Raw genomic sequence first — 26,824 nt, forward strand, 5'->3', positions numbered from 1 at the left:
GACGGCCGTCAATCTGCTTGGCATCGCCAGCGCCTTCGGCTTCGCGATCGTCGCCATGGCCTATGGCATAGGGCCGATTTCAGGCTGCCACGTCAATCCGGCGGTCAGCTTCGGCGTCTTCGTCGCGGGGCGCATGAGCGCGGCTGAGATGATTCAATATTGGATCGCGCAGGTGCTCGGCGCGCTCGTCGGAGCAGCGGTGCTCTACCTCATCCTGTCGGGCAAGGCGTCGGGCTGGACCGGCGGGCTAGGGCAGAACGGTTGGGGCGCCGGCAATTTCGGCGAGTACAACTTGGTCTCCGCCTTCGTGTTCGAGATCGTCGCGACCTTCCTGTTCCTCGTCACCATCCTCGGCGTGACGCATCCCTTCACGCCGAAGGGTTTCGCGGGCCTCGCCATCGGGCTCACGCTCGCGGCGATCCACCTCGTCGGCATCAACATTACCGGGACCTCGGTCAATCTGGCGCGTTCGATCGGCCCGGCGCTGATTGGTTTCGCGTCGAACCCGGGCGCCGTCGCACAGCTTTGGCTCTTCATCGTCGCCCCGCTGATCGGCGCGGGCGCCGCGGGAATCCTGTTCAAGGAGAGCGCGCTGCTCGACGCCCCGAAGGATTGAAGCTCGTCAATTCGAACGACCGCTCGCGGCTCCAGCCGTCCGGAGCGCGCAGAACGGTCGTTCCTATCAAGGCTCCAACATGGCTCGCAGCGAGTCGGGGGCAAGGATCCGCACTCTTCGGTACGAGACCTCGACGCCGCCGTCGGCTTCGAGCTTTCTGAGCACCGAGCCCGCGGTCGTTCGCGCCGTATTCGTCATCGCGGCGAAGTCCTCCTGGCTGACGTCGACCTCGATCGGCCGCGCGTCCTCCAGCGTGCGATACCGGCAGCCGCCGAGGCGCAGGAGCACCGCGACGCTGCGCTTGACATGATCGCGGATCAAAAGATCGTCCGCGATGCCGACGGCGACATCGTTGTGGGCGACGGCCGCGAGGCCGAAAAACCGCCACGCGCCCGGGTCGGCCGCGACGATCTCCCGAATGGCGGGCAGCGGCAGATGCAAGACCTCCGAATCCCGGCTGACCGCGAGGCTGATCTTCCGGGGCTGCTCCGTTAAGGCCGCCGCCTCGCCGAACCAAGTGCCGGGCCACGCGAAATGCGCGACATAGGGGCCGCGCTCTCCGGGCGCGATGGAAATGGCAAAACTTCCGGCCGCCAGCCCATACATGCCGCCGGGCGGATCGCCGACCGAAAAGATGGTCGCACCCCCGCTGAAGGTCTCCAGCTTGCATCGGTCCAGCACGGCCTGTCGGAACGGCGGCGGCGTGTAGCTGAGCCACCCGTGCCGCGAAACGGTTTTATGCGTCTGAGCGCGTTTGGGCATGGCTCTTCCAAAAGATCGCTGACAGCCAGACCCCGTCGCCGGCGGCGAGGTCGAGCCGGTGAAGGCAAAAAAAATTTCAGAGATCGTTACCAATTGATTGCGGGCGGTCAATCCCTGGCCCAGTTTCAGGCTACGCGCGTGCGTCAGGGCCTCGCTCGGGGAAACCGGGCGATAGGTCCAGACGGACTGCGGGACGGCGGGCGGACGCGGGCCGCCTCTCGCATCGCGTGATCGAAGGCGGCTCAAGACCGCCGGGTCGGTCAAGAGGATCATGGAGGTCATATGGTCGGGTTAAGCGTTCGAACATTGATGTTTGCGGCGGCGCTGATCGTCGCAATGATGGCGGCGACCGTAGGACGCTCCGAGCCGCTACGGCCGAACATCGTCTTCATCATGGCCGACGATCTCGGCAACGCCGACCTCGGCTATCGCGGGGGCGAGATCAAGACGCCCAATATCGACCGCCTCGCCAGCGAGGGCGTCCGTCTCGAAGATTTCTACGGAGAGCCCGTCTGCACGCCCTCCCGCGCCGCGCTGATGACTGGCCGGTATCCTATGCGCTATGGCCTGCAAACCCTCGTCATCTTCCCGAGCCACACTTATGGCCTGCCGACCGACGAGAAGACGCTTCCGCAGGCGCTCAAGGAAGCGGGCTACAAGACGCTGATGGTCGGCAAGTGGCACCTCGGCCATGCCGACAAAAAATACTGGCCGCAGAACCGGGGCTTCGACTACTTTTATGGCAACGTTGTCGGCGAAGTGGAGTATTTCACCCGCGAACGCGGCGGGGTGATCGACTGGCAGCGGAACGGCGTGTTCCTCAAGGAGGACGGCTACTACACCGATCTCATCGGCGACGACGCGGTCAAGCTGATCGACCAGCAGGATGGCAAGCAGCCCTTCTTCCTCTATTTCGCCTCGCTCGCTCCCCATGCGCCCTACCAGGCGCCTCAGGCCGCCATCGATCAGTACAGCTCCGTCGCCGATCCGATGCGGCGGACCTACTCGGCGATGATTTCTGAGCTCGACGTCCAGGTCGGCCGCATCGTCGCCGAACTGGAGAAGAAGGGTTTTCGAGACAACACCCTTATCCTGTTCGCCAGCGACAACGGCGGGGCGACCAGCGGGCTCTTCGCTCAGGGCGCCAAGAGCAACGAGGAGAAGAGCGCCGACGTGGGCGGTATTCTGCCGGGGCAGAAGCCGCCGGCGTCCAATGCGCCGTTTAGCAGCGGCAAGGGCAGCCTCAAAGAGGGCGGCGTGCGCGTGCCGGCCTTCGTCAACTGGCCGGCCGTGCTCAAGCCGCGGGTCGTCACCGAGCCGCTGCATATGGTCGACGTGATGCCGACGCTGTTGACGCTCGCCGGCGGCCAAGGCAGCCCCGACCATCCGTTCGACGGCCGGGACATGTGGAGCACCCTCGGCGGGGACGCGCCGTCGCCGAACGAGGATATCCTGATCAACGTCGAGGCCTTCCGCGGCGCTATCCGCAAGGGCGACTGGAAACTGATCAAGATCGCGCTTCTTCCCGGAAAGACGCAGCTCTTCAATCTCTTCGAGGATCCCGGCGAGACGACCGACGTCGCCGCACAGCACCCCGAGATCGCTCAGGATCTCGAGGCGCGGTTGCTGGCCTACGCGAAGGAACAGAAGCCGAGCCTATGGATTCTGGCCCAGCCCGGCTTCCTCGGCGCCCAAGGCAAGACGATCCTCGACCCGGATTTCGACATCGACGACAGCGGCCTGCCGCATGAGAAGATCGACCTGCCGGCGAATTGACCAGGCGGGGGGCGGTCGATGAAAAAATATGGCTTGGCCGCGCTCAGCGCGACCTTCGGCAGCCTTGGGCTCTGTTGTCTGACCGACGCCGCCTCCGCCGAGGAAGGCGGCTCCGGTCACTATCTGCCCGGATCGATTGCCGATTTCATCGATGCGGTGCCCCTCAACGAGGGCTTCTTTGTGAAGTTCAATGGCCTCGGCTACATCGGTTCGGCCAGCATCACAAAGCGGCTGCCATTCGCGGGCGTCATCGTGGGAGGTCCCAAGGCCGAAATTTGGGGCGAAGGTGTCTCGTTGGTCTGGCGTCCGTCGTTCGACTTCGGCCCACGCTGGAGTTACGCGATGAGCGTAACGATTCCGTACATCGAGGCCTATGTCTCGGCAAGCGGGACCGCATCGCTCTTGAATGGCGCATCCATTTCGGCCGAGAAATCGAAGACCACCGACGCCATCGGCGACATCGTGCTAATGCCGCTGATGTTGAACTACAATGTCAATTCGGATCTCAACGCGAATTTTCGCCTCGGCATTTATGCGCCGACGGGAGATTATGAAGTTGGACGCCTGTCCAATACTGGCAAGAACTTCTGGACCTTTGAGCCCATCCTCGGGCTGATGTACTTCGGCAAGACGAACGGCCTTGAGGTGTCGGTCTATCCCGGCATCGACATCAACACCACCGACGACGCCACCCATTATCGGTCAGGCGCGCAGTTCCATATCGACGGCACGCTCGCGCAGCATCTCCCCTTCCTGGGCGGCCTCGCAGGCCTTGGCGTTTCCGCCTACGACTACCGACAGGTGACGGCGGATACCGGAGTCGGCGCCAACCTCGGCGCCTTCGAAGGCAAATCCATCGGCGTCGGGCCGGTCGGGTCATACATCACCAAGATCGCCGGCCACGACACGTCCTTCGAGGTCAAATGGCTCCATGAGGTGGAAACGCAGAACCGGCTTCAGGGCAACATCTACTGGCTGAAGGCCGTGACGAGATTTTGAGGAGGAAATGCTATGACAAAACTCCACCGCCGGCAGTTGTTTCGTTCGACCGCCAAGGTGGCTCTCGCGAGCGCCCTCGGCGGAGACTGGCTGAATCCGGCCTCCGCTCAGGCGCAAGCTGCGAAGGCCCCGAATATCGAGGCCGGCCCGCCAAACGTCTCCGTGCTGCCCTACCCCGACCCGGTGTTCAAAGGAGTCATCGGGCGGACGACCGACGACTCGAAGCCCGACTTTCCGCAGCCGGTTTCAGCGCCTGAGGGCGCGCCCAACATCCTGCTGATCCTGACCGACGATATCGGCTTCGGCGCGTCGAGCGCATTCGGGGGCCCGGTTCCGACGCCGACGCTCGAAGCACTTGCCGCAGACGGTCTGAAATACAACGCGTTCAATACGACGGCCTTGTGCTCACCGACGCGCGCGGCGCTCATTACGGGGCGCGACCAGCACAACGTCCATACCGGCATCATCATGGAACGCAGCCTCGGCTATCCGGGCTACGATTCGCTAATGCCGAAGAGCGCCGGGACGGTCGCCGAAATCTTGCGCGGTAACGGCTACAGCACAGCGTGGTTCGGCAAAAACCATAACGTGCCGGCGGGGCAGAGCAGCGCGGTGGGGCCGTTCGATCTCTGGCCGACCGGGCTCGGCTTCGATTATTTCTACGGGTTCATCGGCGGCGACGTGAACCAGTGGGACCCGACCTTGTTCGAGAACACGACTCCGATCGAGCCCAAGGAGAAACTGACCGAGGCGGCCAAGGCTAACTATAATCTGGATTCCGATCTCGCCGATCAGGCGATCCACTGGATCGAGCAGCAGCAAGCGCTGGCTCCCAACAAGCCGTTCTTCGCCTACTACGCCCCCGGCGCGACCCATGCCCCGCATCACGTCCCGAAGGATTGGATCGCGAAGTTCAAGGGCCAGTTCGACCTGGGCTGGGACAAGCTGCGCGAGGAGACGTTCGCGCGCCAGAAGACGCTCGGCGTGATCCCGCAGGATACGATTTTGACGCCGCGGCCAGCCAACCTGCCCGCTTGGGACTCTCTCGATGCGAGGCAGAAAGAGCTTTTTGCGCGTATGGCGGAAATCTACGCCGCCTTTCTCGCCTATGACGACTACAACATCGGGCGCGTGATCGACGCCGTCAAACGAGAGGGGCTTGCCGACAACACGCTGATCATCTTCATCGAAGGCGACAATGGCGGCAGCGCCGAAGGCACGCTGCAAGGCACCGCCAATGAAATTGCCGTGCTGGGCAACGGCGCCACCGAGACCTTCGATTACCTCTACTCGATCAAGGACGAGCTCGGCGGACCGCTCCACTACAACCATATGCCGGTGCCGTGGTCGTGGGCGTTCGATACGCCGTTCCAGTGGACCAAGCGCTACGCCAGCCATTTCGGGGGCACCCGCAACGGCATGGTGATGAGCTGGCCGAAACGGATCAAGGACGTGGGGACTTTACGCGAGCAGTTCCACTATGTGACGGACATCCTGCCGACCATTCTGGAGGCCGCCGGCGTGAAGGCGCCCGACATGATCAACGGCGCGAAACAATTGCCGATCGACGGCGTCTCGATGGCCTACACATGGGACGACGCCAAGGCCCCCACTCGCCGCGCCACGCAACTGTTCGAGATGTTCGGCAATCGCGGGATCTATCACAAGGGCTGGATGGCTTCGACCACCCCGCTCGTTTTTGCCTGGATGCCCGAGCCCAAAGGCCTAACGCCCGAAAGCTTCAATTGGGAGCTCTACGATCTCACTAAAGATTTCTCTCAGGGCAATGATCTCGCCAAGACGATGCCCGACAAGCTCAAACAGATGGAGGAGCTGTGGTGGGCGGAAGCCGGCCGCAACAACGCGCTACCGCTTATTCTCAGTCCGCGAGCAACCCTCGAGGCGGTTTTCCAGAGGCCGAGCCTGACTCGCGGGCACACCCACTTTGTTTATCGCCAGGGCACTGTTCGCATTCCCGAGGGAACCGCGCCGACGGTGAAGAACACGTCCTACACCATCACGGCGAAGCTCAACGTGCCCGAAAAGGGCGCCGAGGGCGTCGTCATCACGCAAGGCGGACGTTTCGCCGGCTGGGGTCTTGTGATGCTCGACGGCAAGCCGGTATGGGCTTACAAGAACACCCAGCAGCCGAACGACGGCATCCGCATCAGCGGCCCGAGCAAGCTCACGCCTGGCGACCATGTCGTCAGCGTCGACTTCGCATACGCCGGCAAGAAGGGCGAATTCGGCAAGGGCGGCGAATACGTGCTCAAGGTGGACGGCGCCGAAGTCCCCAGGACGACCATCAGCCATACGGTGCCCTTCATCTATTCGGTCGACGAGACACTCGACGTCGGCGAGGATCGCGGCACGCCCATCATCGAGGATTACGCGGACCGGATGCCGTTCAAATATAACGGCCGGATCGACGAGGTTGAGATCCACCTCGAGGGCGGAAACGCCGCGCTCGACGTCCCCGACATCGATGGTCAGTGAGGCGCCGCGGCGCGGCCGCCCGAGCACCTCATAACAAGACGCCCGAAAGGCGCTCGTTCCCGAAAGATAACACCTAGGACAAAAAAGGAAGGGTACTCAGTGACGAAGATTTCGAAACTTTTGACGGTAACCGCTATGGCCGCAGCCAGCGTGTTGGCGCTCGCCGAGCCGGGCGTGGCGCAGGTGCACCGCGGCCACGGCGGCGTCCATCGCGGCGGCGGTTATCACGGCGGCCACAACAACGTGAACGTCAACCGGAACGTGAACCGCAACGTCAACGTGAATCGCGGCGTCGGCTATCACGGAGGCGTCGGCTACCACGGCGGCTATGGCGTTGGCGGCTATCATGGCGGCGTCTATCGCGGCGCGTGGGTCGGCCGGCCCGATCGCTGGGCGCCCGGCGGCGCCATCGCGGCCGGCGCGGCGATCGGTGTGCTTGCGGTCGGCACGGCGGTCGCCTGGGCGCCCCCGCCGCCCCAGCCGGGCCTGTGCTGGTACTACAGCGACCCGAGCCAGCGGAACGGCTTCTGGGACACCTGCCCGTAAGCTCGCTCTTGGCGCGACCACAAAGCGCGAACCGCCAGTCGCCCGCGCGGAACGCGGCTGCTTTGCCAAAGGATCGACGCATCCTTCAGCAGGGCAGCCGCCTCGCGTGGAATGGCGGCGGCGCGAATTTTAATTGCGGAAAAACAGAAATTCCGCTATGATCCCGTTCATGCGAGCCTCAGACCGCGGCGCACCCCGCCACCGTCCTTCGGACGGTCCCCATTCCGCTTTCGCTCCATGGGGGAGGAGAGCGCGCCTTTCCTCCCCTGCGCGTCAGCGCGGAGGAGGGTGGTGGAGGGGGCGCTCGCAGAATGTCGGAATCGATGGCCGTTACGATTTTCTCGCAAACTCGAGTGCAACGCGTTGAAAAGTCACGATTCACGGGTGAATAAGGAGGTCAAATCCAGCGCCGAACGCATGTCGAATGCGTGTCGAGCGCGTGTCGAACGCACGCTGAACGACGCCGGACGGCGTTCGAACGCAGGCGCAGAGCGGCCGCCAGCTCAAGCGGCCTGACGTCTCAGGGACGAATTATCCAGCCACCAGTCCCTGACCCCCCAGTGCCGAAGCTCGAGCAGCGTGCCTTGGCCGCCGGTGAAACTGTCCCACGAGGGCAGAAGGGAGCGTTTGACCGCGGTCAAGACGATGCGGCCTTCGCTGATGGCGTAGGCGAGTTCGGCCCGCATGCCGCCGCCAGCCGCCTCCTGCTTGCCGAACTTGGAAAAGAACAGGATGTCGGATGGCTCGCTCGCCGCGATGCGGAGGCGCTGAGCGGCTCTGGCGAGCGCGGACGAATCGAGGCAGCAGCTTCCGGCCCCGGGACCGAGATCCTGACAGAGCGGGATCACTTCGCCGGTGGCGACATCCTGGAGCTTCATCAGCGCGCCAGGACCGCAGTCGTCGGCGTCCGGAGGCAGCTGGACGATGCCGCGGGCGTCCACGCCCGCCGCGACAAGCTCCCGGGCGAAGCGCGTCATCAGTCCGTCGACCTTGGCGCCGTCCTCGTAGACGATCGCGGCAAAGCGGTTGGGATCGAGGATCTGGGCGTCCATAACGGCTCCTTTGTCGGAAACCCGACAATCCGTCGCGCGAACTTGGCGACCGATGTTGCGTCGCAAAATGCGCGCCACGCCCGTCGCCGAAAACAAACTGCGACGCAAAGGCGCGTGGACGGCGAGGCGCCGGCTCCGTTAATGGGGGACACGTGGACGCGCGGCGATCCGTCCGGCCTACGTCAGCCCCAGGATCCGGTCGATGAGACTTTCTGCGCGTAACGTTCTGACCGGCAAGGTGGTCGCAATCACCAAAGGCGCAACCACGGCGCATGTGAAGATCGAGGTCGGCCCCGAGATCGTCGTCACGGCCTCCATCACCAACGAAGCCGTCGAGGCGCTGGGGCTCGAAGTCGGCAAGCCCGCGTCGGCGGTGATCAAGGCTTCCGACGTCATGGTCGCGATCGACTGAAGCTCGCCATGCCGGAAGAATCGCGGTCCCCTCCGTCCGGGCGCCTGGACGACCTGGCGGAGGCGCTGCTCGCCGAGGACGCGCCAGGCGGGGACCTGACCACCGAGGCGTTGGCCTGCATGGGCGGCGCGGGCGCATCGAATTTGCCGCGCGCGGCGCGATGACGGTCGCCGGAATCGAGCTCGCTGCGGCGATGTTTCGCAGGCGCTTCATCGTCGCTGATCGCGGCGGCGGGCGGCGTCAACGCCGCGAATGACGCCGACATCGTCCGCGCCGGCGCCGGCCTGAGCGTCACCAGCGCCCCCAATTCCGCGCCGCCATGCGATGTGAGCGTGAGCATTGCGGCGGTGGATTAGACTTTGCTGTGGCCGACAGCGCCGGCTCGGACGACGGGCGGCCACGACACCTCTATACGCGACCTCTCTCCATCATTGATTTCAGGCGCTCCCCGGGTTTTCGCTACGGCTTGATCTGAACCTTGGCGAAAAACTGTTCGACCGCGCTCACCGCCTGGGAGGGTTCGGCCAGGGCGACGTAGGTGTCGGGACGGATCAGGTAGAGCGCGTTCTCCCGCAGTCCGGCATGCCCCATCGCATCGCTCCAAGGGTAGACCTCGATCGGGATGCGTCGCGCCTCGCACCATCGTCTCAACCTCTCCTCGGCCGCGCCGTAGACGTGAACCTGCCAGCCGATGCGCTTCAGCGCCTTGGTGTTGTCGCCGTCGCGCGTTCTCACCCAAGGCAGGCGGTCGCCGCCATGGACGGACCCGACGTGGCCGTGATCCAGACCCTTCCCCCGATAGTTCAACGTGATCTGAGAGATCGTTCGGAAGAGATAGTTGCGCGCCGGCTCGAACTTCGCCGCCTGGGGCAGAATGATCGGCGCTAAGCGCGTGCGGACGATCTCGGCTAGGCGCCCCTCGGCGGCGGCGACGTTAAAGAAACGGTCGGTGGTCTGGACGAGCCGCAGCGCAAAGGCGCGCCGTTCGGCCTCGAAAGTGTCAAGAAGGGCGTCCGGCGCCCGCCCCGCCAGGACCGCCTGAAGCTTCCAGGCCAGGTTGATCGCGTCGCCGATGCCGGTGTTCATGCCCTGTCCGCCGACCGGCGTGTGGATGTGCGCGGCGTCACCCAAAAGCAAGGCCCGGTCGCGGCGGAAATGGTCGGTCACCCGGTGAGATATGTGGTAGGTGGAAAGCCAGTTCACTTTGTCGACCTTAAGCTTCAGCAACTTTGTCGCCCGGTCGCTGAGGTCGACGAAGGTGAGATGGTCGAGGTCTTTCCCCTCGCCCGGCCTGATCGCCCCGATCAAGCGGATACGGCCGTTGTCCGCCAACGGAAAGATGGCCAGGAAGTCGGATTCGTCGAGCTCGATATTGAGGTCGCCATTGAACGCCGGGCCCTCGCCGGCGACGTCGGCGACATAGAAGATCTGCGGGTAGGCTCCGCCCGGGTAACCCGTGCCCATGATCTCACGAACCTTCGAATGCGCCCCGTCGCAGCCGGCGATGAAGGCTGCGTTGACGATGCGCTCGGCGCCCTCAGGGCCGCGAAGCCGAGCGCTGACGTGATCGCCTTCCTCGGCGTATCCGATGAGTTCGGTTGAGCGCTCGACCCGAACCCCCAACGCTTCCAGGCGCTCGATCAGAAGGCGTTCGTGCTCGTCCTGCGGGAAGACGTGCAGGAAGCCATAGGGCGTCAGGTCCGAAGCGATCTCATCGAATGGCACGCGTGCGGCTTCTCGACCGCCAAGCCACAGCCGCAGGCCTGGGACGGTGTAACCCTTCGTCACGACCGCGTCGGCGAGATCGAGTTGCTCGTAGAGCTCCAGCGTTCGCGCATGAACCGCCAGCGCCCGGGACGTCGTCCCCGGACCGGCGGTCTTGTCGACAATCTGAACAGGGACGCCCTGCTTCGTCAGCCAGAGCGCAAGCACCAAGCCGGTCGGGCCGGCGCCGACGATCAAGACGCGAGAGTCTGCCATGGTCTTTGCTCCTGTCGGTTTCAGGCTGGCGGCGCGGCGAGAAGGCCGCAAAGAACGGTCTGGCCATGCTGCTCAGCCAGGCGGTCGAGGTTGGGCGGGTCGTCGGACGCTTCGCCGAACACGTCCCGGAACAGCATGGCCGTGAAGAGGGGTCCCACGAGGGAAAAGGCGTAGAGGCTAGGATCGCCCTCGCGCGCCTCCCCACGCGCCTGCGCTCGAGCGATCACGCGCGCCACGGCGCCGATCATCGGCGAGACGACCTCGTCGTGCCAGATGCGGGCGAGGTCGGGGAAGTTCCGCGACTCCCCGATCACCACGCGCGCGAAGCGAGACACGGAGGGCCGACTCATTACGGCTGCGGCTCCGAGCAGGAGCCGCGGCGCGAGCTCGACAAAAGGCCCGTCAAAACGTTCCGCCGCGCCTCGGACTGTCTCCATGTCGGGGACGACGGCGGAACGCACCACGGCACGAAACAAATCCTCCTTGTCCGAGAAGTAGAGGTAAATCGAGCCTTTGACGACGCCGGCGCGATGGGCGACGTCGTCGAGCCTTGCCGCTGCGAAGCCATGATCGGCGAAGACTTCCAAGGCCGCCGCCGTAATCTCGGCCGGCCTTGCTTCCTTGCGCCTGCGCCACAGGGGGCCGGAGGACCCTGCGCCAGTTGATGACTCCATGGTCATCAACTCGGGGAAGCGTGTTTGGTTCCGGGCCGCCATCGATTTTGCCGCGCAACCTAGAAGTATGGCGTTCGAGACAGACTGTCGCTGCTTCCGATAGGCTCCCGGCCCTCAGCTCAGATACGCGGCCGCGATGAAATCCACGAACAGACGCCGGCCGGCCGGGCAGGAACGCCGCGAAGTGACTGATTTCATCGCACCCGCGGTCAGCAAGGCATTCGACAAGCCGTCCGGCTCACAGATCCTCCGCGATGTCCCATGGCGCGTCCAGCGAGCCCGCCGCCGCCAAAACCGCCGCAAACCTGCTGACCTCGCATACCGCCTTCGCAAGAGGACACGCGCTGATCGCGTAACGATCGAGCTGACCGCTTATGGGGAAGCCGTTGCGCTCGGCTTGACGCCCGCCGGCAGCGGGCCGCCGAGCAGGTCCGCGATCCACCGGGTCGAGGGCCAATGCTCGCAGAAGGTGAGCGCCGCGATCGTGATCGGCACGCCGATGAAGGCGCCGTAGAGACCCCACAAGAAGGTCCAGAAGAACACCGAGAACAGGACGACCGAAGGAGAGATCGCCAGAACGTTGCCGGACATGCGCGGCTCGACATAGCTGCCGATGACGAACTGGATGATGTTGAGGCAGACGAAAACGCCGAGCGCCGCCTGCCAGGTCGCGAACTGCGCCATCGCCAGAAGCGTGGGGAACACCGTCGCGATGAAGGGCCCGATGAAGGGGATGTAGTTGAGGGCGAAGGCGATGACGCCCCATTCGACCGCAAACTGAAGCCCGGCCGCGGCGGCGAAGGCCCATACGAGCGCTCCCGTTGCGAGACTCATCAGGGTCCGCACCTCCATGTACTTGCGGAATTTTTTCCCCGTGTCGGCTGAGGCTCCGACGAAGGCGCGCGCGGCGCCCGGGCTGAGGAAGGCCCAGAGCTTCCTTTCCGCGTCCTCAACCTCCATCAGCCCGAGGATCACGTAGACGAGGGTAATGATCCAGAAGCTGAGGGTCGTGTTCACGCGGCCGGTGATCTGCTGGGCGCCGCGCAGCATCCAGCTCACGTTGAAATGCTCCGCCCAGAGTCCCGCAACCGAGACGCCGTGACTGTCGAGCCAGGCGACCGTGGCGTCGTAGATCGCCTGGTAGCGACTGGAATCGGCGATCAGCGACCGCCCGACCCGGCTAAACCCCCAGACGACGAGCGAGGCGAAGACGAGCATGGTCAGGATCGTGAGCGTCATGGTGACGGCGAGCGCGAGAAGAGCCGGCGCGCGCGCCTGCAGCCAGCACTGGAAAGGCCAGACGAGCGCGATGATGAAGAGCGCGAGCGTGAGCGGCGCGAACACGGTGTCGGCGAAATAAGCGGCCGCCGCCGTCGTCACGACCGCGACGACGGCGATCGAGGTTCGTGAAACTGAGTCCGACGTCATCGCCCGTAGCCCCTGGACCTGCCGGCCGCCGCCTTGCGCCGCCCCGGCCCCTCCATAGCGCGAACGAACCGTCCGACGCCATGGCGCTATCGAAGTCGGACCCCGCCTGCTATGCGGGACGCTTTCCCTTCGAGGGTCCATTCGATGGACGACGTCACCGAACCTGTCGGCCGAACGCCTCTCGCCGCGCCCATGCGCGCGCCGATCCTCGATCCGCGCCTCGGCGATTTCGAAAGCGACCATTCGGCGCCCAAGCAGCGGTCGCTCCTCGCCATCGCCGGCAGCCTCGTCGGCGAAATCAGCTTGCCGAAGCTCGCGGTCATCTGGACGCTCCAGATCCTCGCGCCCGCGGTTTTGCTGGGCTTAGCGCCGCTGGTCCTGACGGCGTGGATCGGCGAGGCGTCGAACCGCTTTGACGAGGCGTCCGACATCGGCGCGGTCATCGTCGTGATCGCCGCGGCGGCGGCGGTAGTCTACGGCTGGCGCCCGCTGTTCCGTCTCGCGGAGTCGAATTTCTGGTCGCTGAACGCGCTCGCGGTGCAGCCCGGCTACGCGTTCTGGCGCGAGGCGATTCGGCATCTCGCCGAGCGCTCGCTCAAGGGGCGAACCGGACAGGAATTTGCGCGGATCCGCAGGGCGAGTTGCGCCGCAGCGGGCGTCATCCTTTTCGTCGTCGCCGGCCTCGTTGCAGGGCTCGTCTGGCCTGCGACGCGCTGGATTGGCTCGGTCGCCGATCTTGGCTCGCCGCTCGGGCTCGTTCTGCCGACCGTTGCGAACGCGGTCGTCGTCATGTCGGCCTATCTCGCCGTCGCGTCGCTCGTCTGGGGCCTTGCGGACGCGTCCGCCGACCAGCCGCTCGACCTCGCTGCGGCGCCGGCGCCGGCCCCCGGCGCGCGGGTCTTTCGCGTCGCCCATCTCTCGGACGTGCACGTGGTCGGCGAACGCTACGGGCTCAGGATCGAGAGCGGCCGGGCCGGCGCGCGCGGCAACGGCCGGTTCGGGCGGGCGCTCGCGCGGCTCTCCGCGATCCATGCGAACAACCCGCTCGACCTCGTCCTCTTCACCGGCGACATGACCGACGCGGGGACCTCGGCGGAATGGGCGGAGTTTCTCGACATCTTGGCGGCCTTTCCCGAGCTCGCGGCGCGCACGCTGGTGCTGCCCGGCAACCATGACGTCAATATCGTCGACCGCGCCAATCCCGCCCGTCTCGATCTGCCAACCAGCCCTATGAAGACCCTGCGGCGAATGCGGGCGCTTTCGGTCTTCGCGGCGGTCCAAGGCGATCGGGTGCGTACGGTGAGCGGAGGCTCGACGGTTCTGCTCGCGAAGGCGCTCGAGCCCCGAAGGGCGGACATCGAGGCGTTCGCCAACCGGAGCGGGTTCCGTTTGTCCCAGCGCCTGCAGAGCCTGTGGGCGGAGATCTTCCCGCTCATCCTGCCGCCGGACGGTCCGGACGGGCTCGGCGTCGCAATCCTCGATTCGAACGCGGACACGCATTTCTCTTTCACCAACGCTCTCGGATTGATCCCAGTCGAGCAGGCGAAGCGGTTGAAAGCCGCATTCGAGGCCTATCCGCGAGCCGGCTGGATCGTCGCGCTCCATCATCACGTGATCGAATACCCTCGGCCGGTGGCGACCTTTGCGGAGCGGATCGGCACGGCGCTGATCAACGGCGGATGGTTCCTGCGCGAGTTGAAACCTTACGCGCAGCGGATCGTCGTCATGCACGGCCATCGGCATGTGGACTGGGTGGGCGCGTGCGGCGTGCTGACCATCATCTCGGCGCCGTCGCCGGTGATGGCGCCCGAAAGCCGCGACACGCATTTCTATGTGCAAACGCTCACAGTCGACCCGGACGGGCGGGTGAGCCTTTTGGCGCCCGAGCGGGTCGAGCTTGCCGCAGAGCCCGCGATTCAGCCCGCGTTGGCGGTCGCGTAAGCCAGCGCAAGCGCAATCGCCAGCAGCGCGAGCCCCGCCGCCGGCCAGCCACGGAAGGCGAGGTCGATGCGGTCGAAAAGCGTGGCCGAGGCAAGACACCGGTCAAACGCCGCCTCGCCGAAGACGATCATGTCGCCCGGCGGGATGCGCGGCAGGCGGTCCGCGACGCGCGCGAGCCAGACGGCCAGGAGACCGCCGACGAGAATTGGCCAGAGGGCGTCCCAGAGTTTCGACGGCGAGAGCGCGTCGCCGAAACTGCCAACGAGCGGGAAGAGCACGTAAGGCAGAAGCAGCGCGGCGCCGGCGAACCACGGCCATGAGCGGACAAGACGGACCGGGCTCGCGGTCGCGTCGAAACGCCACGAAAACGGCAGGCGCGACACGAAATGCACCATCAAGAGCGCGCTTCCCGCCGAGGACGCCGCCGCAAGGGCGGCGGCGACGCCATAGCCGAACAGCGGCTTCGAGGCGGCCTTGGCGAGCGCCCCGCCGGTCAAGGGCAGGCCGGCGAGGCTGAGAGCAAGCACCAGCGCAATAAGGCTCCAGGCGCCAGGACGAACCCCCCGCGCGGCGAAAGCGCCGACGGCGAGGAACAGCGCCCCCTTAACAAGCACGTGGTTGGCCGCATAGCAGGCGACCAGCGCAGGCGCATTCGCGTCGCCCGCGGCGAGCGCCATGCCGAGCGCAGCGGCGATGACCCCCATCTGGCTCATACTCGAATAGGCGAGGACGGCCTTGGGATTCTGCTGCGTGACGCCGATTGCAACGCCGTAGAAGGCGGTGGCGAACCCGAGGACCGCCAGCGCCTCGCCCCAGCCCGCCATTGGGACCCCGAGCGGCAGGAAGCGGATGAGGCCGATCACGCCGGCCTTGACGCCCGCGCCGCTGAGCACGGCCGCAGCGGGGATCGGCGTCGCAGCGTAGGAGAGCGGCATCCAGCCGTTGAGCGGAACGAGGCCCATCTTGGCGCCGAACCCCGCAACGAGCAGCGCAAGCGCCGCATCGCGCCAGGGCGAGCCTGGCAAGGCGGCGACCACGTCGGGAATCCTGAGGCTGCCGTGCGGCTCGCCCGCAGCGAGCATGCCGAAAGCAAAGAGGAGAAACGCCTCGCCCAGAATGGCAAAGGCCATGGTGACGCGGCCGGCCCGCGCCGTCCCCGGCGACGGATCGAAGGCGAACATGCCATAGGCCGGAATGCTGACGAGCGCATAGACCAGATAGAAGGAGAGCAAGTCGTCGGCAACGAACACGCCGAGGCTGCCGATCATGGTGAGGAGCCAGGAGACTGCCGCCCGCGGTTCGGGCCGCTCGACTCGATCGAAGAAGGCGCCGGCGCCGACCGCAATCCACAGGAGCGCCGAGACCGCGAGCAGCAGGGCGGTCGGCAGGTCGAGCCACAGGCTGAGCTTCAGCGCCGGCGCATCGAGAGCGAACGGGCCGCATGCGAGGGCGAAGATGGCGGCAGCGAGCGCCGGGATCGGCGCGACCCATTGCAGCGCCAGCGCGGAGTCGCGCAGGCGGGGGAAAAAGACCGCGACCAGGAACGCGGTCGGGACGGCCAGGGTCGCCGCCGGAAAAATGGGGCCGAAGGCCGTCATGGGAGACCCGCCGTCGCCAGCGCAGGCCGGCCAATGTCGAGGAGTTGGAAGAAGGACTCCGGAGCGAAGCCGAGCACGACCGCGACGAGCGCGAGTGAGAGCGCGATCGCCTCGCCGGCCCGGCGCGGCGGGGCCTTCAACGCGACGGGATCGCTCGAGAGGGCGGGAGCAAGAATCCGGTAGACGTAGCCGGCCGCGAGCAGGCCGCCCACGAGCAGAACGAGCGCCCAGACCCACTGGCCGGAGGCGACGGACGCGCGCAAAAGCAGCCACTTCGCGGCGAACCCGCCGCTTGGGGGCAGGCCCATCAGCGAGAGACCGCCAAGGCCGAGCGTCAGGAACGTCATCGGCATCGCCTTCGCTGCACCGGAAAACTTCGCGATCTTGTCGTGCCCCAGCGACTCGTAGAGGACGCCGGCGGCGAGGAACATCGCGGCCTTGGCGAAGGCGTGCGCGAGGACCTGCATCAACCCGCCGTTCCAGCCGTCCGCCGTCCACGCGTGGAGCCCGGAGCCGAGCGGGAAGATCAGGAAGAGATAGCCGATCTGGGCGATGGTCGAATAGGCGATGAGGAGCTTGAGCCGCGGCTGCATGAGCGCGAGCACGCTGCCGAACACGACTGCGCCCGACCCGAGCGCGCCGAGGATCGCGTCGAAGCCGACCGCGGGCAGCGCGGGCAGGACATAGAACCACAGCCGCAAGGTCAGAAAGAACGAGCCTTTGACGACGAGGCCAGAGAGCACGGCGCTCGCCGGCGCCGGGGCGTTCGCGTGCGCCGGCGGCAGCCAGAGATGCAGCGGGAAGAGCGCCGTCTTGGCGAGAAGCCCCGCGCTCATCAGCGCCGCCGCCGCCGTGACGGCCGGCAGGGGGCGCATTCTCTCGGCCAGAAGCGCGATGTCGAGCGTCCCGAAGGCTCCATAGAGGAGCGCGGCGCCGAGCAGGTAGAAGATCGAGCCGAACAGGGCGAAGAGGAGATAGCGCAGGGCCGCGGCAAAGGTCTCCGCCCTGCCCTCCACGCAGGCGAGCGGCAAGGCGGCGAAGGTGAGAAGCTCGAGAGCGACATAAAGGTTGAAGAGGTCGCCGCTGACGAAGATGATCGCGAGCGCGGCGGAAATCGCCTGGAGCATGATCCAGAAAGTGAACGCCTTGCGCGACTCTCTTTCCGCCGGCGGAGTCGCGAAGCCCGCACGGGCGTAGAGCCCGGCGGCCGGGATGATCAGCGCGCTCGTCACCAGCATAACTGCGGAGATCCCGTCGGCCCTGAGCGCGATGCCGAGCGGAGGGGAAAGGCCGGCGATGGCATAGACGATCGGCCGCCCGGCGCGCCAAACCTCGGCGAGGACCGAGAGCGCAATCGCGAGCGCAAGCGGCGCGGAGCCGAGCGCGATCCGCTCGGCGTTGCGGCCGCCGAGCGCGAAGGACGCGAGGATTCCGGCCGAGGGCAGCAGGATCGCGAGCACGAGCAGCGCGCCGCCCGATGTCGTCGTTTCCGCCGGAGTCATGGGCCCTCGGCGCCGTCGTCGGGCTTCGTCCAGGCGTCCGGATCGAGCGTGACGCGTCCCGACTCCTCGGCGAGGCGGAGCATGAGCGCGACCGCCAGCGCGCTCGCCGCGAACGCCACCACGATGCCGGTGATCACCATCGCCTGAGGCACAGGATCGAACGGAAAGACGCCGACCGCGCCGCGCCGCGCGACGATGCCGAAGACAAGAAACACCCCGCTGCCGATCAAATTGAAGGCGAGCAGCTTCTTCAGCGGCTCCGGGTTGACGATCAGGGCGTAGAGGCCAAGCCCGACCAGCCCCGCGCCGACGAACCCGGCGATGATCGGCGGGCTCATGGTCCGGCCTCCCGGCTCGGCGGCCCCGCGACCAGCAGCGGCAACGTCAGCGCAATCGACAACACCATGAAGGCTTCGATGAACAAAATGAGCGGCTTGGCGAAGCCCGCAGGAAAGGCGAAGAAGCTCCCGGCCATCAGCGGTCCGGCGAGGCCGACCAGCAGGAACACTGCAGGCCCCGAAACCAGCGCCAGCCGAAGCCAGCCCGAGCCGATCCGCGGCGGCTCGGCCAGGCGCGCCATCATGACGATGATCCACATGGCGGCGAGGATCGCGCCGCCCTGGAACGCGCCGCCCGGATCGTCGGCGCCGACCCAGAACATCTGGACGCCAATCACGATGCCGATCGGCGCCAGGATGCGGGCGAGGAAGACGAGCGCCGCCTCCGGCGCAGCGGGCCCGAGGGGCGCCGGCGCGCCGCCCCAGAACCGGTCCGGCGCAACCGACCACACGCCCACAACCGCAAGCACCAGCACGACCTTTTCGAGCATCGTATCGAATGAGCGATAGGCGATGAGCACGGCCGTGACCGCATTGCCGAGACCCGTTGCGGCAAGGTCCTTGTCGGCCTCGGGCGCGAGCGAGGGGGCGGGATCGGGCAGGTACAGGACGGCCGCGGCAAGGAGACCCGCCACGATGAGGGAGAGCGCGGCGGCGGCGATTTTCAGCGCGGCGCCGGGCGGCGCTTCCGCCTTCGGCAAGCGGCCGAGCCTCGTCGAGGCGGCGACGAGCAGGACGCCGGTGACCCCGCTGCCGATCGCGGCTTCCGTCAGCGCAACGTCCGGCGCGTAGAGGCGCACCCAGACGATCGCGAGCAGAAGGCCATAAGCGACATAGCCGACGACCGCGCTGAAGACCTCGCGGGCGGCGATGGTCCAGGCGGCGAGGCCGAGCACGATGGCCGCGAGCGCGAGATCCAGCGCGTCGAACAGGGTCATTCGGCGGCGCCCCGCCGTCGAAGCGCCGCACCGACCAACTGGGCAACGCTCGCGCTCGAGAGCTGCACGAGCCCCCACAACACGATCAGCTTCAGCGCGCTGAGCGGCGTGCCCGCGCGCGGCAGAAGCCCGAGCACGACGAGCCCCAAGCCAAGATTGTCGCTCTTGGTCAGCGCATGCAGACGCGAGAGCGAATCCGGGAAGCGCAAGAGCGCGACTGTTCCCGCCAGAAAGAAGAACACGCCTGCGCCGATCGCGAGCAGGCTGAAGAGATCGACAGCGAGGCTCATTGGTCCCCGGTCTGCTCGGGCTTTCCCGCTCCAGTCGAAGCGGTGATGAAGGCGACAGAGGCGAAGCTCGAGAGCAGCGCGAGCCCGAGCGCCACGTTCTCCACGCCAGCGACCCCCGTCGCCGAAGCAGCGAGCAGCAGCGCGGCGATACCGCCTGTGCCGAGAAGCTGCACGGCCATCATCCGGTCAACGTCGCGCGGGCCGTAGAGGACGCGCACGAGGCCGACGGCGACCGTCAGGAGAATGATGCCGGCGGCGATAAGGAGCGCGTCAGTCATGCCCGAGCGTCCGCATGAAGAAGGTCTCTTCGGCCGCGAGCTCCGCCGCAATCGGCTGTCGGACGTCGAGCCCGTGAACATAGCCCTTGTGGTCGTCGTCAGGGTCAAAACCGGTCAACAGCGTGCCGGGCAAAAGGCTCGCGATGACGCAGAAAGCGTTGCGGGCGAAGCCCGGCTCGAGCCTGACCCGCGCCTCGACCACGCCGGGCTGGAGATCCGGCAGGACCCGCAGCGCCCGCCGCGCGACGTCGAGCCCCGACGTCAGCGACAGGCGCAGGAAGTCGATGAGAAAGGACATGGCCGCGGAAATGTTCAGCCGTCCGCCGGAGGGCGGAGCGAGGATCAGGCTCGCCCAAGTCGCAGCCACAGCGACCGCGACGCCGACGGGCAGGTCCGACGGCTTGCGGCCAGCGACCGCAAGCCAGAGCAGGAGAAAGGCGAGCCCGCGGGCGAGCGCCGCGCTTCCTGTCAACGCCGTCAGACCCAGCGCCATCCGCACACGCGCCGTCCGTGACGCCACCAGCAGACCCAGCGGCGCCGGCGCGGCCGCCCCCCGTGAACGACCACCGTCTGGGCGCGCTGCACGTCGTCGTTCATGTGCTCGGCGAGCCCGCGGGCGGCGCCGGCGTCGAGCGGCAGCGCCGCCGCCACTCCCGGCGCGAGCGCGAGCCCCGCGCCGGCGCCGCAAACCGTGGCGACCAGAAACTTGCGTCGATCCATTGCATTCATCGCTTGCCTCCTTCACCAAACCGTGATCGTCATCCCGATACGACTTCCGGGCTGGAGCTAAGGCCTTTCACGCCTGCCTTCGTCTCCCGCACCCGGAAGAAGATCACATAGAGGGCCGGCAGCACGAGCAGCGTCAGAACCGTCGCGACAAACAGTCCGCCCATGATGGCGAACGCCATCGGTCCCCAGAACACGGTCGGCGCAATCGGGATGAAGCCGAGCACCGTCGAGATCGCCGTCAGCATGATCGGCCGGAAGCGGGAGAGCGACCCTTCGACCACGGCGTCCCATGCGCTCAAGCCCTGCCGCCGCTCCGTCTCGATCTGCTCGATGAGAATGACCGCGTTGCGCGCGATCATGCCCATGAGCGCAAGGATTCCGAGAATGGCGACGAAGCCGAGCGGGCGTCCCGCGATCAGCAGCGCGCCGACGATCCCGATCAGACCCATCGGCACGATGCTGAGCACCAGCGCCAGGCGGCTGAAGCTGTGCAGCTGCGCCATGAGGAAAAGCAGCATCAGGAACAGCATCAGCGGCACTTTGGCGAACACGGAAGCCTGCGACGCGGCGCTCTCCTCGACCGTCCCGCCAACGCCGATGCTATAGCCTTTCGGAAGCGTCGCCCTCAGCTTGTCGATGGCGGGCGCAAGGGACTCGACCGCCCCCTCCGGCGTCGCGCCATCGGCGACGTCGGCCTGAACGGTGAGGGTCGGCGTCCGGTCGCGCCGCCAGATGAGCGGATATTCCTGATCGAAGTCGAAGGTCGCGATCTGGCTCAAGGGGACTGTGCGTCCGTTCGGCAACGGAACCTGCAAGGCGCGCAAGGTCGAAAGCGACACGCGCTGCTCATCCTGGGCGCGGGCGACGACGTCGACGAGATAGATGTCGTCGCGCACCTGCGTGATCGGCGCCCCGGTCATGACGGTGTTGAGAAAGCCCGACAGCGCCTGGGAGCTGAGGCCGAGAAGGCGCGCCTGGTCCTGGTCGATCTCGACGCGGACCTTTCGCGACGGCTCCATCCAGTCGTAGTTGATCCGCCTCAGCGCAGGATTCCCGCCCATGACCTGGCCGAGCTGCAATGCGATCGACCGTACGGACGAGAGGTCGGGGCCGCTTACCCGGTACTGGACGGGCCAGCCGACCGGCGGTCCGAGCTCGAGCGGCGAGACCCGCGAGACGACGCTCGGCAGATCCTCGGCGAGTTTCTTCTCGAGCGTGGCATGGAGCCGATCGCGCGCCGCTACGTCCTTGGCGGCGACGACGGCTTGCGCGAAAAAGTCGTTGGCGAGCTGAACGTTCAAGGGCAGGTAGAACCGGATTGCGCCTCGCCCGACATAGGTGCTCCAGCTTTCGACGTCCGGGTTGTCCTTGAGGATCGCGTCGAGCTTGGCCGCGACCCTGTCGCTTGCGTAGATCGAGGCGTTCTGCGGAAGGGTCAGGTCGACGACGAGTTCCGGCCGGTCGGACGCGGGAAAGAACTGCCGCGGCACATAAGGCAGGGCGATAAGCGAGAGCACGAAGCAGGCGAGCGTCAACGCGACCGTCAACCAGCGGAACCGCATCGCCGCGAGCAGAATGGCGCGAAAGGCGCCGATGATGCGGCTCGGCTTCTGCGGCGCCGCCCGCTCCGGCGCCTTGAGCAGCCATATGCCGAGCAGCGGCGCGAACAGTACCGCCACGAACCAGGACACGATCAGCGCGATCGTGACGACGGCGAAGATCGAGAACGTGTATTCGCCGGCAGAGCTCTTGGCGAAGCCGATCGGTACGAATCCCGCCGCGGTCACGAACGACCCCGTCAGCATCGGGAAGGCGAGGGACTGATAGGCGAAGGTCGCCGCCTTCTCCTTGTCGTCGCCCGCCGCCATGCGCGACGTCATCACGTCCACGGTGGTCATCGCGTCGTCGACCAGGAGGCCGAGCGCGATGATCAAGGCGCCGAGCGAGATGCGCTGGAGGTCGATGCCGAGCCATTCCATGATCGGGAAGATGATCGCCATCGTGAGCGGGATCGACAGCGCGACCACCGCACCCGGGCGGAAGCCCAGGCTGACGATGCTCACCGCCATGATGATCGCGATCGCCTGCCAGAGCGACTCCATGAATTCGCCGATCGCGTTGTTCACGACGACGGGCTGATCGGAAACGAGCGCGACGTCGATGCCGATCGGCGTCTCCGCCATCGCCTCGTCGAGCGCGGCTTTCACGTTCCGGCCGAGCGCCAGAATGTCGCCGCCGTCGCGCATCGCGATCGCGAGTCCGATCGCGGGCTTTCCGTTGACGCGAAACATCGGCTGGGGCGGATCGGCGAGCGTGCGGCGGACCTCGGCGATGTCGCGCAGGCGGATGAGCCGTCCGTTGGACAGGAAATTGACGTCGAGAAGATCGTTCTCGGAGCGAAAGGCGCCGGTCACGCGGATCAAGAGCTTCTCGTCGCCGGTCTGCAGGTCGCCTGCGGGGATGACAGCGTTCTGCGCTTGCAGCGCAGCGACGAGCGCTGCGCGATCGATGCCGAGGCCCGCGAGCACCTGGGTCGAGAACTCGACGAAGATCTGCTCGTCCTGCCCGCCGAGAATCTCGATCTTGGACACGTCCGGGACCTTGAGGAGGCGCGAGCGAATGTCCTCGACATGGTCGCGCAGCTCGCGGTGGCTGAAGCCGTCGGTGGTGAACCCGTAGATGAGCCCGTAGGTGTCGCCGAAGTCGTCGTTGAAGCCCGGCCCGACGACGCCGGACGGCAGCGTCGCCCGAATGTCTCCGATGTTCTTGCGCACCTGGTACCAAATGTCCGGAACTTCGGTCGCGGACGTCGAGCCCTTGAGATTGACGAAGATGGTCGTGAGGCCGGGGCTCGTGTAGCTGCGAATATAGTCGAGCCCCTTCGTCTCCTGGAGCTTGCGCTCGAGCCGTTCGGTCACCTGGTTCAGCGTGTCGTCGAGCGTCGCGCCGGGCCAGGCGGCCTGCACGATCATGGTGCGGAAGGTGAACGCCGGGTCCTCGCTGCGCCCGAGCCGGTAGTAGGACAAGAGGCCCGCGGTGGTGATCGCGAGCATTGCGAACACCATGAACGAACGGTGCTTGAGCGCCCAATCGGAAAGATTGGGGCCGGTCATGTTTGGGCTCCGAGCAGACGGACCCTCTGGCCCGGATGCAGAGCCTGCACGCCCGCGGTCACGACCAATTCGCCGCCTTCGAGTCCGCCGGAAATGACGACGGTGCCGGGGTCGAAACGCAGGACCTCGACCGGCTTCAGCGCCACGGTCAGGTTCGCCGGGTCGACCACCCATACGGCGGGGCTGCGGTCGGCGGCGGTCAGCGCGCTCGCCGGGATCGCGATGCCTTTGCCCGAGGACGTGTCCAGGCGCCCGGTGACAGTGGCGCCGAGCCGCATGGCGGGCGGGGGATCGTTGACGCTGATGCGCACCTTGAAGGTGCGGGTGATCGGGTCGGCCTGCGGATCGACCTGGCGAACCCGTCCCTTTGCGGTCACCGAAGGATCGTCCGTCAAGGCGATCATGATGTCCGCATCGGCCGGCGCGGTACGGATCACCTGCGCCGGCACGTCGAACACCGCGTCCCATCCGGTGTCGCGCGCCACCTGGAAGACCATCTGTCCGGCCTGGACGACCTCGCCCGACTCCGCGCCGCGCGCGGTGATCGTCCCGGAGACGTTGGCCTTGAGCTCCGTGTAGCTGACCCGGTCCTCGGCGATCTCGAGTTGCGCCTTGGCGTCGTCGACGGCCGCCTGCGACGTGCGGTAGGCCTGCTGCGCCTGATCGAACAGAACCCGGGTGGTGAAGCCTCGGTCCAAGAGATGCTGTTGACGCTGAAACTGATTGGCGTCCTGCTCCAGGCGCCCTTGAGCAGCCGAGAGCGCCGCGCGCGCCGAACGTAGGGCGTTGAGCTCATTCTGCGGGTCGAGCTTCGCCAGCACCTGGTCCGGCGTGACGCGATCGCCCACGTCCGCCGACCGCTCGAGGATGCGCCCGCCGACGCGGAAGGCGAGCGCCGATTCCTTCTCCGCAAGGATCTGGCCCGTGAGAACGACCGACTCGCCCAGCTCGCCCTTTTCGGCGATCACGGTGCGAACCGGACGCGGCGGCGGCGCTTCGGCCGTCGTTTCCCGATTGCAGCCCTCGGCCACGAGCGCGAGCGCGAGCGCCGCGAGAACCAGCATCGTCAGCGGCTTGCGACGATGAATGCCTAGAGGGAAGCCGAAGGAAGACACGGGAAACGATCCTTGAATGGGGCGGACTCTAGAACGATCCAACCAGCGATCCCACCACGATCACGACGGCGAGCGCAATGAGCGCGCCGCCAATCGCGACGACGAAGACGTCTTTGTAGGCTTCCCTGTGGGTCGAGCCGCAGACGGAGAGGAGCGTCACGACGGCCCCGTTGTGCGGCAGGCTGTCGAGGGTCCCGGAGCTGATCACCGCCACGCGGTGGAGGAGCGCCGGGTCCATGCCGATCTGCCCTGCCCGCTCGAGGAAGGTCGAACCCAGAGCGTCGAGCGCGATCGTCAGGCCGCCGGACGCGGAGCCGGTCAGCGCGGCGAGGATATTGGTCGCGACCGCGAGCGAGACGAGCGGGCCCCCGCCGATCCCGAGCACCGCGTCGCGCACCATCGCGAAAGCCGGGAGCGCGGCGACCACCGCGCCGAACCCGACCAGGCTCGCCACGTTGATCACCGGCAGCGCGGAGGCGTTGACGCCGGCGTCCATGGTGGCGCGCAGGCTGGGGATGCGCCGAATGTTGAGGGCGAGCACGGTCAGGATGGCGCAGGTCAGCGCCGCAATGACCGACCAGACGCCGGTAACGGCCGCAGGCGACGTCCCGCCCCACTCCGGCTTCGCCAAAAAGCTCAGGTCGACCCGCGGAAAGACGATCAGGGAGAGGATGAGGTTGACCAGGATCACCACCACAATCGGCGCGGCCGCGGCGGCGAACGCCGGCCCCTGGGCCGCCACGGCGCCGTGGGCGATCTCGGCCGGATCGAATTCGTGCGCAGTCGACGCGCGTTCGCGCAAGGTGTCGTCCTCGGCGAGCGCTCCGGCCGACTTCAGGTCGCCGTCGCCAAAGCCCTCGCCCGTGGCCTTCGCGGCCGCTTCCTGGCGCTGCAGCCACCAGAGGCCGAACCCCAGCATGAAGAGCGAAGCGAGGATGCCGAGCCCCGGAGACGCGAACGGCGTCGTGCCGAAGAAGGGCATCGGAACGGTGTTCTGGATCGACGGCGTGCCGGGCATCGCCGACATGGTGAAGGTCGCCGTGCCGAGCATGATCGCCGCTGGCATCAGGCGCCGCGGAATGTCCGCCGCGCGAAAAAGGTTCTGCGCCATCGGCGCGATCACGAAGAAAGCCACGAACAGGCTGACGCCGCCATAGGTGACGACGGCGCCGCCGAGGACGACCGCGAGGATCACGCGGCCCGCCCCCAGCTTCTCGGTCATGAAATTGGCGATCGAGGTGACCGACCCCGAGTCTTCCATCAGCTTGCCGAACAGGGCGCCGAGCAGAAAGAGCGGAAAGAACTGGGCGAAGAACCCCGCCCCGCTGCGCATGAACGTTTGGGTCCAGTGGGCGAGGATGGGCTCGCGCGAGACGAACGCCGCGATGACCGCGGCGATCGGCGCGAGCAAAAGAACGCTCCAGCCTTTGAAGGCGAACCAGATCAGGACGCCGAGGCCGATGAGAATCCCCAGAAGGCCTATGAGATCGGAGCCGCCCATCGTCTCAGACCTCATTGAGCAGTTCGTCGAGGTCGGCGGTCGACCGCTTGCCGAGGGCGTCGCGGTTCTCGGCGAGGAAGGCGTCGGCCGCGCGCCGCCCGTCCTCCTTCAGCATCGCGAGAAATTCGCCCTCGGCATTGAGCTTCGAGGAGGCCCCGTATTCAGCCAGCTTGTCGGTGGCGATCCGGTGCATGAGCATGCGCGCCCAGCGCGCGCCCTCGCCGGTACCCGGGTCGGCGGCCTGCCGGAGAAGCGCGATCATGCGCAATTCCTTCATCAGCGGCGAGTTGAAGGAGATCTCGTTGAGGCGGTTGAGGATCTGGGACGCCGTGCGCGGCGTCTCGAGGCGCACGCGCGGATTGATCTGGACCAGGATCACGTCGAGCGCGTCGCTCTCGCGCACCAAGGGAGTGATCGTCGGGTTGCCGACGTAGCCGCCGTCCCAATAGGGCTCGCCATCGATCTCGATCGCCTGGAACATCGTCGGCAGGCAGGCTGAGGCGAGCAGCACGTCGGGCGTCAGCTCATGGTTGCGGAACACGCGCCCGCGTCCGGTATGGACGTTGGTCGCGGTGATGAAGAGCTTGATCGAGGCTTCGCCGAGATGGGCGAAATCGATGCTCTTTTCCAGGATGTCGCTGATCGGGTTACGGCCGAACGGATTGAGGCTGTAGGGCGAGATCATCCGCGACATCAGGTCCATCGCGAGATAGGCCGGAGAGGTGTCGAGGCTCCAGCGG

Annotated in this window: 25 protein-coding genes; 8 read left to right on the forward strand and 17 right to left on the reverse strand. The window is 66.6% G+C overall.

Annotated elements, in window-relative coordinates; translation table 11 throughout:
* On the forward strand, positions 1-616 hold a 616-nt coding region (locus tag ACLP25_RS05660), incomplete at its 5' end, for an aquaporin (RefSeq protein WP_442468252.1).
* A gap of 66 nt (positions 617-682) precedes the next feature.
* Here the strand turns inward: ACLP25_RS05660 and ACLP25_RS05665 are convergent.
* The gene (locus ACLP25_RS05665) at positions 683-1,378 is read right to left on the reverse strand and encodes a Crp/Fnr family transcriptional regulator (RefSeq protein ID WP_442468253.1); all 696 of its coding nucleotides are present in this window, start codon (positions 1,376-1,378) and stop codon (positions 683-685) included.
* A gap of 282 nt (positions 1,379-1,660) precedes the next feature.
* Here ACLP25_RS05665 and ACLP25_RS05670 point away from each other — a divergent pair, with 282 nt between their 5' ends.
* The 4 genes from ACLP25_RS05670 (at position 1,661) to ACLP25_RS05685 (ending at position 7,195) form a co-directional block, all read left to right on the forward strand.
* A complete protein-coding gene (locus ACLP25_RS05670; RefSeq protein WP_442468254.1) occupies positions 1,661-3,154 on the forward strand; it encodes an arylsulfatase B in 1,494 nt (497 codons plus the stop codon).
* An 18-nt stretch (positions 3,155-3,172) separates the two neighbouring features.
* Positions 3,173-4,153 (forward strand): SphA family protein, encoded by a 981-nt coding sequence (locus ACLP25_RS05675; protein WP_442468255.1) that lies wholly within the window; start codon positions 3,173-3,175, stop codon positions 4,151-4,153.
* 12 nt (positions 4,154-4,165) lie between these two features.
* The gene (locus ACLP25_RS05680; protein WP_442468256.1) at positions 4,166-6,649 is read left to right on the forward strand and encodes an arylsulfatase; all 2,484 of its coding nucleotides are present in this window, start codon (positions 4,166-4,168) and stop codon (positions 6,647-6,649) included.
* Between the two features lie 99 nt (positions 6,650-6,748).
* Positions 6,749-7,195: a hypothetical protein gene (locus tag ACLP25_RS05685; protein WP_442468257.1), complete on the forward strand. Its 447-nt coding sequence runs from the start codon at positions 6,749-6,751 to the stop codon at positions 7,193-7,195.
* A 503-nt stretch (positions 7,196-7,698) separates the two neighbouring features.
* Here the strand turns inward: ACLP25_RS05685 and ACLP25_RS05690 are convergent.
* Positions 7,699-8,247 carry a DUF2478 domain-containing protein gene (locus ACLP25_RS05690; protein WP_442468258.1) on the reverse strand — a complete coding sequence of 183 codons (549 nt, stop codon included), beginning with the start codon at positions 8,245-8,247 and terminating at the stop codon, positions 7,699-7,701.
* Positions 8,248-8,449: 202 nt separating this feature from the next.
* Here ACLP25_RS05690 and ACLP25_RS05695 point away from each other — a divergent pair, with 202 nt between their 5' ends.
* Together ACLP25_RS05695 and ACLP25_RS05700 are read left to right on the forward strand one after the other, a co-directional pair.
* Positions 8,450-8,659 (forward strand): TOBE domain-containing protein, encoded by a 210-nt coding sequence (locus ACLP25_RS05695; protein WP_442468259.1) that lies wholly within the window; start codon positions 8,450-8,452, stop codon positions 8,657-8,659.
* An 8-nt stretch (positions 8,660-8,667) separates the two neighbouring features.
* Positions 8,668-8,823, forward strand: a complete 156-nt coding sequence (locus ACLP25_RS05700; RefSeq protein ID WP_442468260.1) for a hypothetical protein — start codon at positions 8,668-8,670, stop codon at positions 8,821-8,823.
* Positions 8,824-9,118: 295 nt separating this feature from the next.
* Here ACLP25_RS05700 and ACLP25_RS05705 read toward each other — a convergent pair whose 3' ends face one another.
* The 3 genes from ACLP25_RS05705 to ACLP25_RS05715 form a co-directional block, all read right to left on the reverse strand.
* Entirely contained in the window at positions 9,119-10,639 is a 1,521-nt protein-coding gene (locus tag ACLP25_RS05705; RefSeq protein WP_442468261.1) for an FAD-dependent monooxygenase, read from the reverse strand.
* A 20-nt stretch (positions 10,640-10,659) separates the two neighbouring features.
* A complete protein-coding gene (locus ACLP25_RS05710) occupies positions 10,660-11,313 on the reverse strand; it encodes a TetR/AcrR family transcriptional regulator (RefSeq protein ID WP_442468262.1) in 654 nt (217 codons plus the stop codon).
* Between the two features lie 372 nt (positions 11,314-11,685).
* Entirely contained in the window at positions 11,686-12,741 is a 1,056-nt protein-coding gene (locus tag ACLP25_RS05715) for an AI-2E family transporter (RefSeq protein WP_442468263.1), read from the reverse strand.
* A gap of 144 nt (positions 12,742-12,885) precedes the next feature.
* Between ACLP25_RS05715 and ACLP25_RS05720 the strand changes: the two genes are divergently transcribed.
* Positions 12,886-14,682 (forward strand): metallophosphoesterase family protein, encoded by a 1,797-nt coding sequence (locus tag ACLP25_RS05720; RefSeq protein WP_442468264.1) that lies wholly within the window; start codon positions 12,886-12,888, stop codon positions 14,680-14,682.
* Here ACLP25_RS05720 and ACLP25_RS05725 read toward each other — a convergent pair.
* The 12 genes from ACLP25_RS05725 to ACLP25_RS05780 all read right to left on the reverse strand — a co-directional run.
* Positions 14,658-16,280: a complex I subunit 5 family protein gene (locus ACLP25_RS05725; RefSeq protein WP_442468265.1), complete on the reverse strand. Its 1,623-nt coding sequence runs from the start codon at positions 16,278-16,280 to the stop codon at positions 14,658-14,660. The two genes, ACLP25_RS05720 and ACLP25_RS05725, sit on opposite strands and share 25 nt — an antisense overlap.
* Positions 16,277-17,782, reverse strand: coding sequence for a complex I subunit 5 family protein (locus tag ACLP25_RS05730; protein ID WP_442468266.1), 1,506 nt, complete (start codon positions 17,780-17,782; stop codon positions 16,277-16,279). The genes ACLP25_RS05725 and ACLP25_RS05730 overlap by 4 nt, the downstream gene beginning before the upstream one ends.
* A complete protein-coding gene (locus tag ACLP25_RS05735) occupies positions 17,779-18,120 on the reverse strand; it encodes an NADH-quinone oxidoreductase subunit K (protein WP_442468267.1) in 342 nt (113 codons plus the stop codon). Before ACLP25_RS05735 ends, ACLP25_RS05730 begins: the two co-directional genes overlap by 4 nt.
* Positions 18,117-19,058 carry a Na(+)/H(+) antiporter subunit B gene (locus tag ACLP25_RS05740; protein WP_442468268.1) on the reverse strand — a complete coding sequence of 314 codons (942 nt, stop codon included), beginning with the start codon at positions 19,056-19,058 and terminating at the stop codon, positions 18,117-18,119. The genes ACLP25_RS05735 and ACLP25_RS05740 overlap by 4 nt, the downstream gene beginning before the upstream one ends.
* Positions 19,055-19,348: a monovalent cation/H(+) antiporter subunit G gene (locus tag ACLP25_RS05745; RefSeq protein WP_442468269.1), complete on the reverse strand. Its 294-nt coding sequence runs from the start codon at positions 19,346-19,348 to the stop codon at positions 19,055-19,057. The genes ACLP25_RS05740 and ACLP25_RS05745 overlap by 4 nt, the downstream gene beginning before the upstream one ends.
* The gene (locus ACLP25_RS05750) at positions 19,345-19,626 is read right to left on the reverse strand and encodes a monovalent cation/H+ antiporter complex subunit F (RefSeq protein ID WP_442468270.1); all 282 of its coding nucleotides are present in this window, start codon (positions 19,624-19,626) and stop codon (positions 19,345-19,347) included. The genes ACLP25_RS05745 and ACLP25_RS05750 overlap by 4 nt, the downstream gene beginning before the upstream one ends.
* Positions 19,619-20,119 carry a Na+/H+ antiporter subunit E gene (locus ACLP25_RS05755; RefSeq protein ID WP_442468271.1) on the reverse strand — a complete coding sequence of 167 codons (501 nt, stop codon included), beginning with the start codon at positions 20,117-20,119 and terminating at the stop codon, positions 19,619-19,621. The genes ACLP25_RS05750 and ACLP25_RS05755 overlap by 8 nt, the downstream gene beginning before the upstream one ends.
* On the reverse strand, positions 20,104-20,355 hold the full coding sequence (locus ACLP25_RS05760; RefSeq protein ID WP_442468272.1) for a hypothetical protein: 252 nt from the start codon (positions 20,353-20,355) through the stop codon (positions 20,104-20,106). The genes ACLP25_RS05755 and ACLP25_RS05760 overlap by 16 nt, the downstream gene beginning before the upstream one ends.
* Before the next feature lie 29 nt (positions 20,356-20,384).
* Entirely contained in the window at positions 20,385-23,468 is a 3,084-nt protein-coding gene (locus ACLP25_RS05765; RefSeq protein WP_442468273.1) for an efflux RND transporter permease subunit, read from the reverse strand.
* Positions 23,465-24,583, reverse strand: coding sequence for an efflux RND transporter periplasmic adaptor subunit (locus ACLP25_RS05770; protein ID WP_442468274.1), 1,119 nt, complete (start codon positions 24,581-24,583; stop codon positions 23,465-23,467). Before ACLP25_RS05770 ends, ACLP25_RS05765 begins: the two co-directional genes overlap by 4 nt.
* A 28-nt stretch (positions 24,584-24,611) precedes the next feature.
* On the reverse strand, positions 24,612-26,066 hold the full coding sequence (locus ACLP25_RS05775) for a GntP family permease (RefSeq protein ID WP_442468276.1): 1,455 nt from the start codon (positions 26,064-26,066) through the stop codon (positions 24,612-24,614).
* Between the two features lie 22 nt (positions 26,067-26,088).
* Positions 26,089-26,824 (reverse strand): patatin-like phospholipase family protein (locus ACLP25_RS05780; protein ID WP_442468275.1); only part of this gene is annotated, 736 nt, incomplete at its 5' end.

This window comes from Roseiarcus sp., from assembly GCF_052145395.1.
Lineage (GTDB): Bacteria > Pseudomonadota > Alphaproteobacteria > Rhizobiales > Beijerinckiaceae > Roseiarcus.

Excerpts from the sequence above, each read along its gene's own strand:
- ACLP25_RS05750 (WP_442468270.1), bottom strand. The coding sequence starts at position 19,626 with ATGACTGACGCGCTCCTTATCGCCGCCGGCATCATTCTCCTGACGGTC.
- ACLP25_RS05675 (WP_442468255.1), top strand. The coding sequence starts at position 3,173 with ATGAAAAAATATGGCTTGGCCGCGCTCAGCGCGACCTTCGGCAGCCTT.
- ACLP25_RS05765 (WP_442468273.1), bottom strand. The coding sequence starts at position 23,468 with ATGACCGGCCCCAATCTTTCCGATTGGGCGCTCAAGCACCGTTCGTTC.
- ACLP25_RS05710 (WP_442468262.1), bottom strand. The coding sequence starts at position 11,313 with ATGGAGTCATCAACTGGCGCAGGGTCCTCCGGCCCCCTGTGGCGCAGG.
- ACLP25_RS05665 (WP_442468253.1), bottom strand. The coding sequence starts at position 1,378 with ATGCCCAAACGCGCTCAGACGCATAAAACCGTTTCGCGGCACGGGTGG.
- ACLP25_RS05720 (WP_442468264.1), top strand. The coding sequence starts at position 12,886 with ATGGACGACGTCACCGAACCTGTCGGCCGAACGCCTCTCGCCGCGCCC.
- ACLP25_RS05695 (WP_442468259.1), top strand. The coding sequence starts at position 8,450 with ATGAGACTTTCTGCGCGTAACGTTCTGACCGGCAAGGTGGTCGCAATC.
- ACLP25_RS05740 (WP_442468268.1), bottom strand. The coding sequence starts at position 19,058 with ATGACCCTGTTCGACGCGCTGGATCTCGCGCTCGCGGCCATCGTGCTC.
- ACLP25_RS05715 (WP_442468263.1), bottom strand. The coding sequence starts at position 12,741 with ATGACGTCGGACTCAGTTTCACGAACCTCGATCGCCGTCGTCGCGGTC.
- ACLP25_RS05760 (WP_442468272.1), bottom strand. The coding sequence starts at position 20,355 with ATGAATGCAATGGATCGACGCAAGTTTCTGGTCGCCACGGTTTGCGGC.
- ACLP25_RS05705 (WP_442468261.1), bottom strand. The coding sequence starts at position 10,639 with ATGGCAGACTCTCGCGTCTTGATCGTCGGCGCCGGCCCGACCGGCTTG.
- ACLP25_RS05690 (WP_442468258.1), bottom strand. The coding sequence starts at position 8,247 with ATGGACGCCCAGATCCTCGATCCCAACCGCTTTGCCGCGATCGTCTAC.
- ACLP25_RS05670 (WP_442468254.1), top strand. The coding sequence starts at position 1,661 with ATGGTCGGGTTAAGCGTTCGAACATTGATGTTTGCGGCGGCGCTGATC.
- ACLP25_RS05700 (WP_442468260.1), top strand. The coding sequence starts at position 8,668 with ATGCCGGAAGAATCGCGGTCCCCTCCGTCCGGGCGCCTGGACGACCTG.
- ACLP25_RS05730 (WP_442468266.1), bottom strand. The coding sequence starts at position 17,782 with ATGACTCCGGCGGAAACGACGACATCGGGCGGCGCGCTGCTCGTGCTC.
- ACLP25_RS05735 (WP_442468267.1), bottom strand. The coding sequence starts at position 18,120 with ATGAGCCCGCCGATCATCGCCGGGTTCGTCGGCGCGGGGCTGGTCGGG.
- ACLP25_RS05725 (WP_442468265.1), bottom strand. The coding sequence starts at position 16,280 with ATGACGGCCTTCGGCCCCATTTTTCCGGCGGCGACCCTGGCCGTCCCG.
- ACLP25_RS05745 (WP_442468269.1), bottom strand. The coding sequence starts at position 19,348 with ATGAGCCTCGCTGTCGATCTCTTCAGCCTGCTCGCGATCGGCGCAGGC.
- ACLP25_RS05755 (WP_442468271.1), bottom strand. The coding sequence starts at position 20,119 with ATGGCGCTGGGTCTGACGGCGTTGACAGGAAGCGCGGCGCTCGCCCGC.
- ACLP25_RS05680 (WP_442468256.1), top strand. The coding sequence starts at position 4,166 with ATGACAAAACTCCACCGCCGGCAGTTGTTTCGTTCGACCGCCAAGGTG.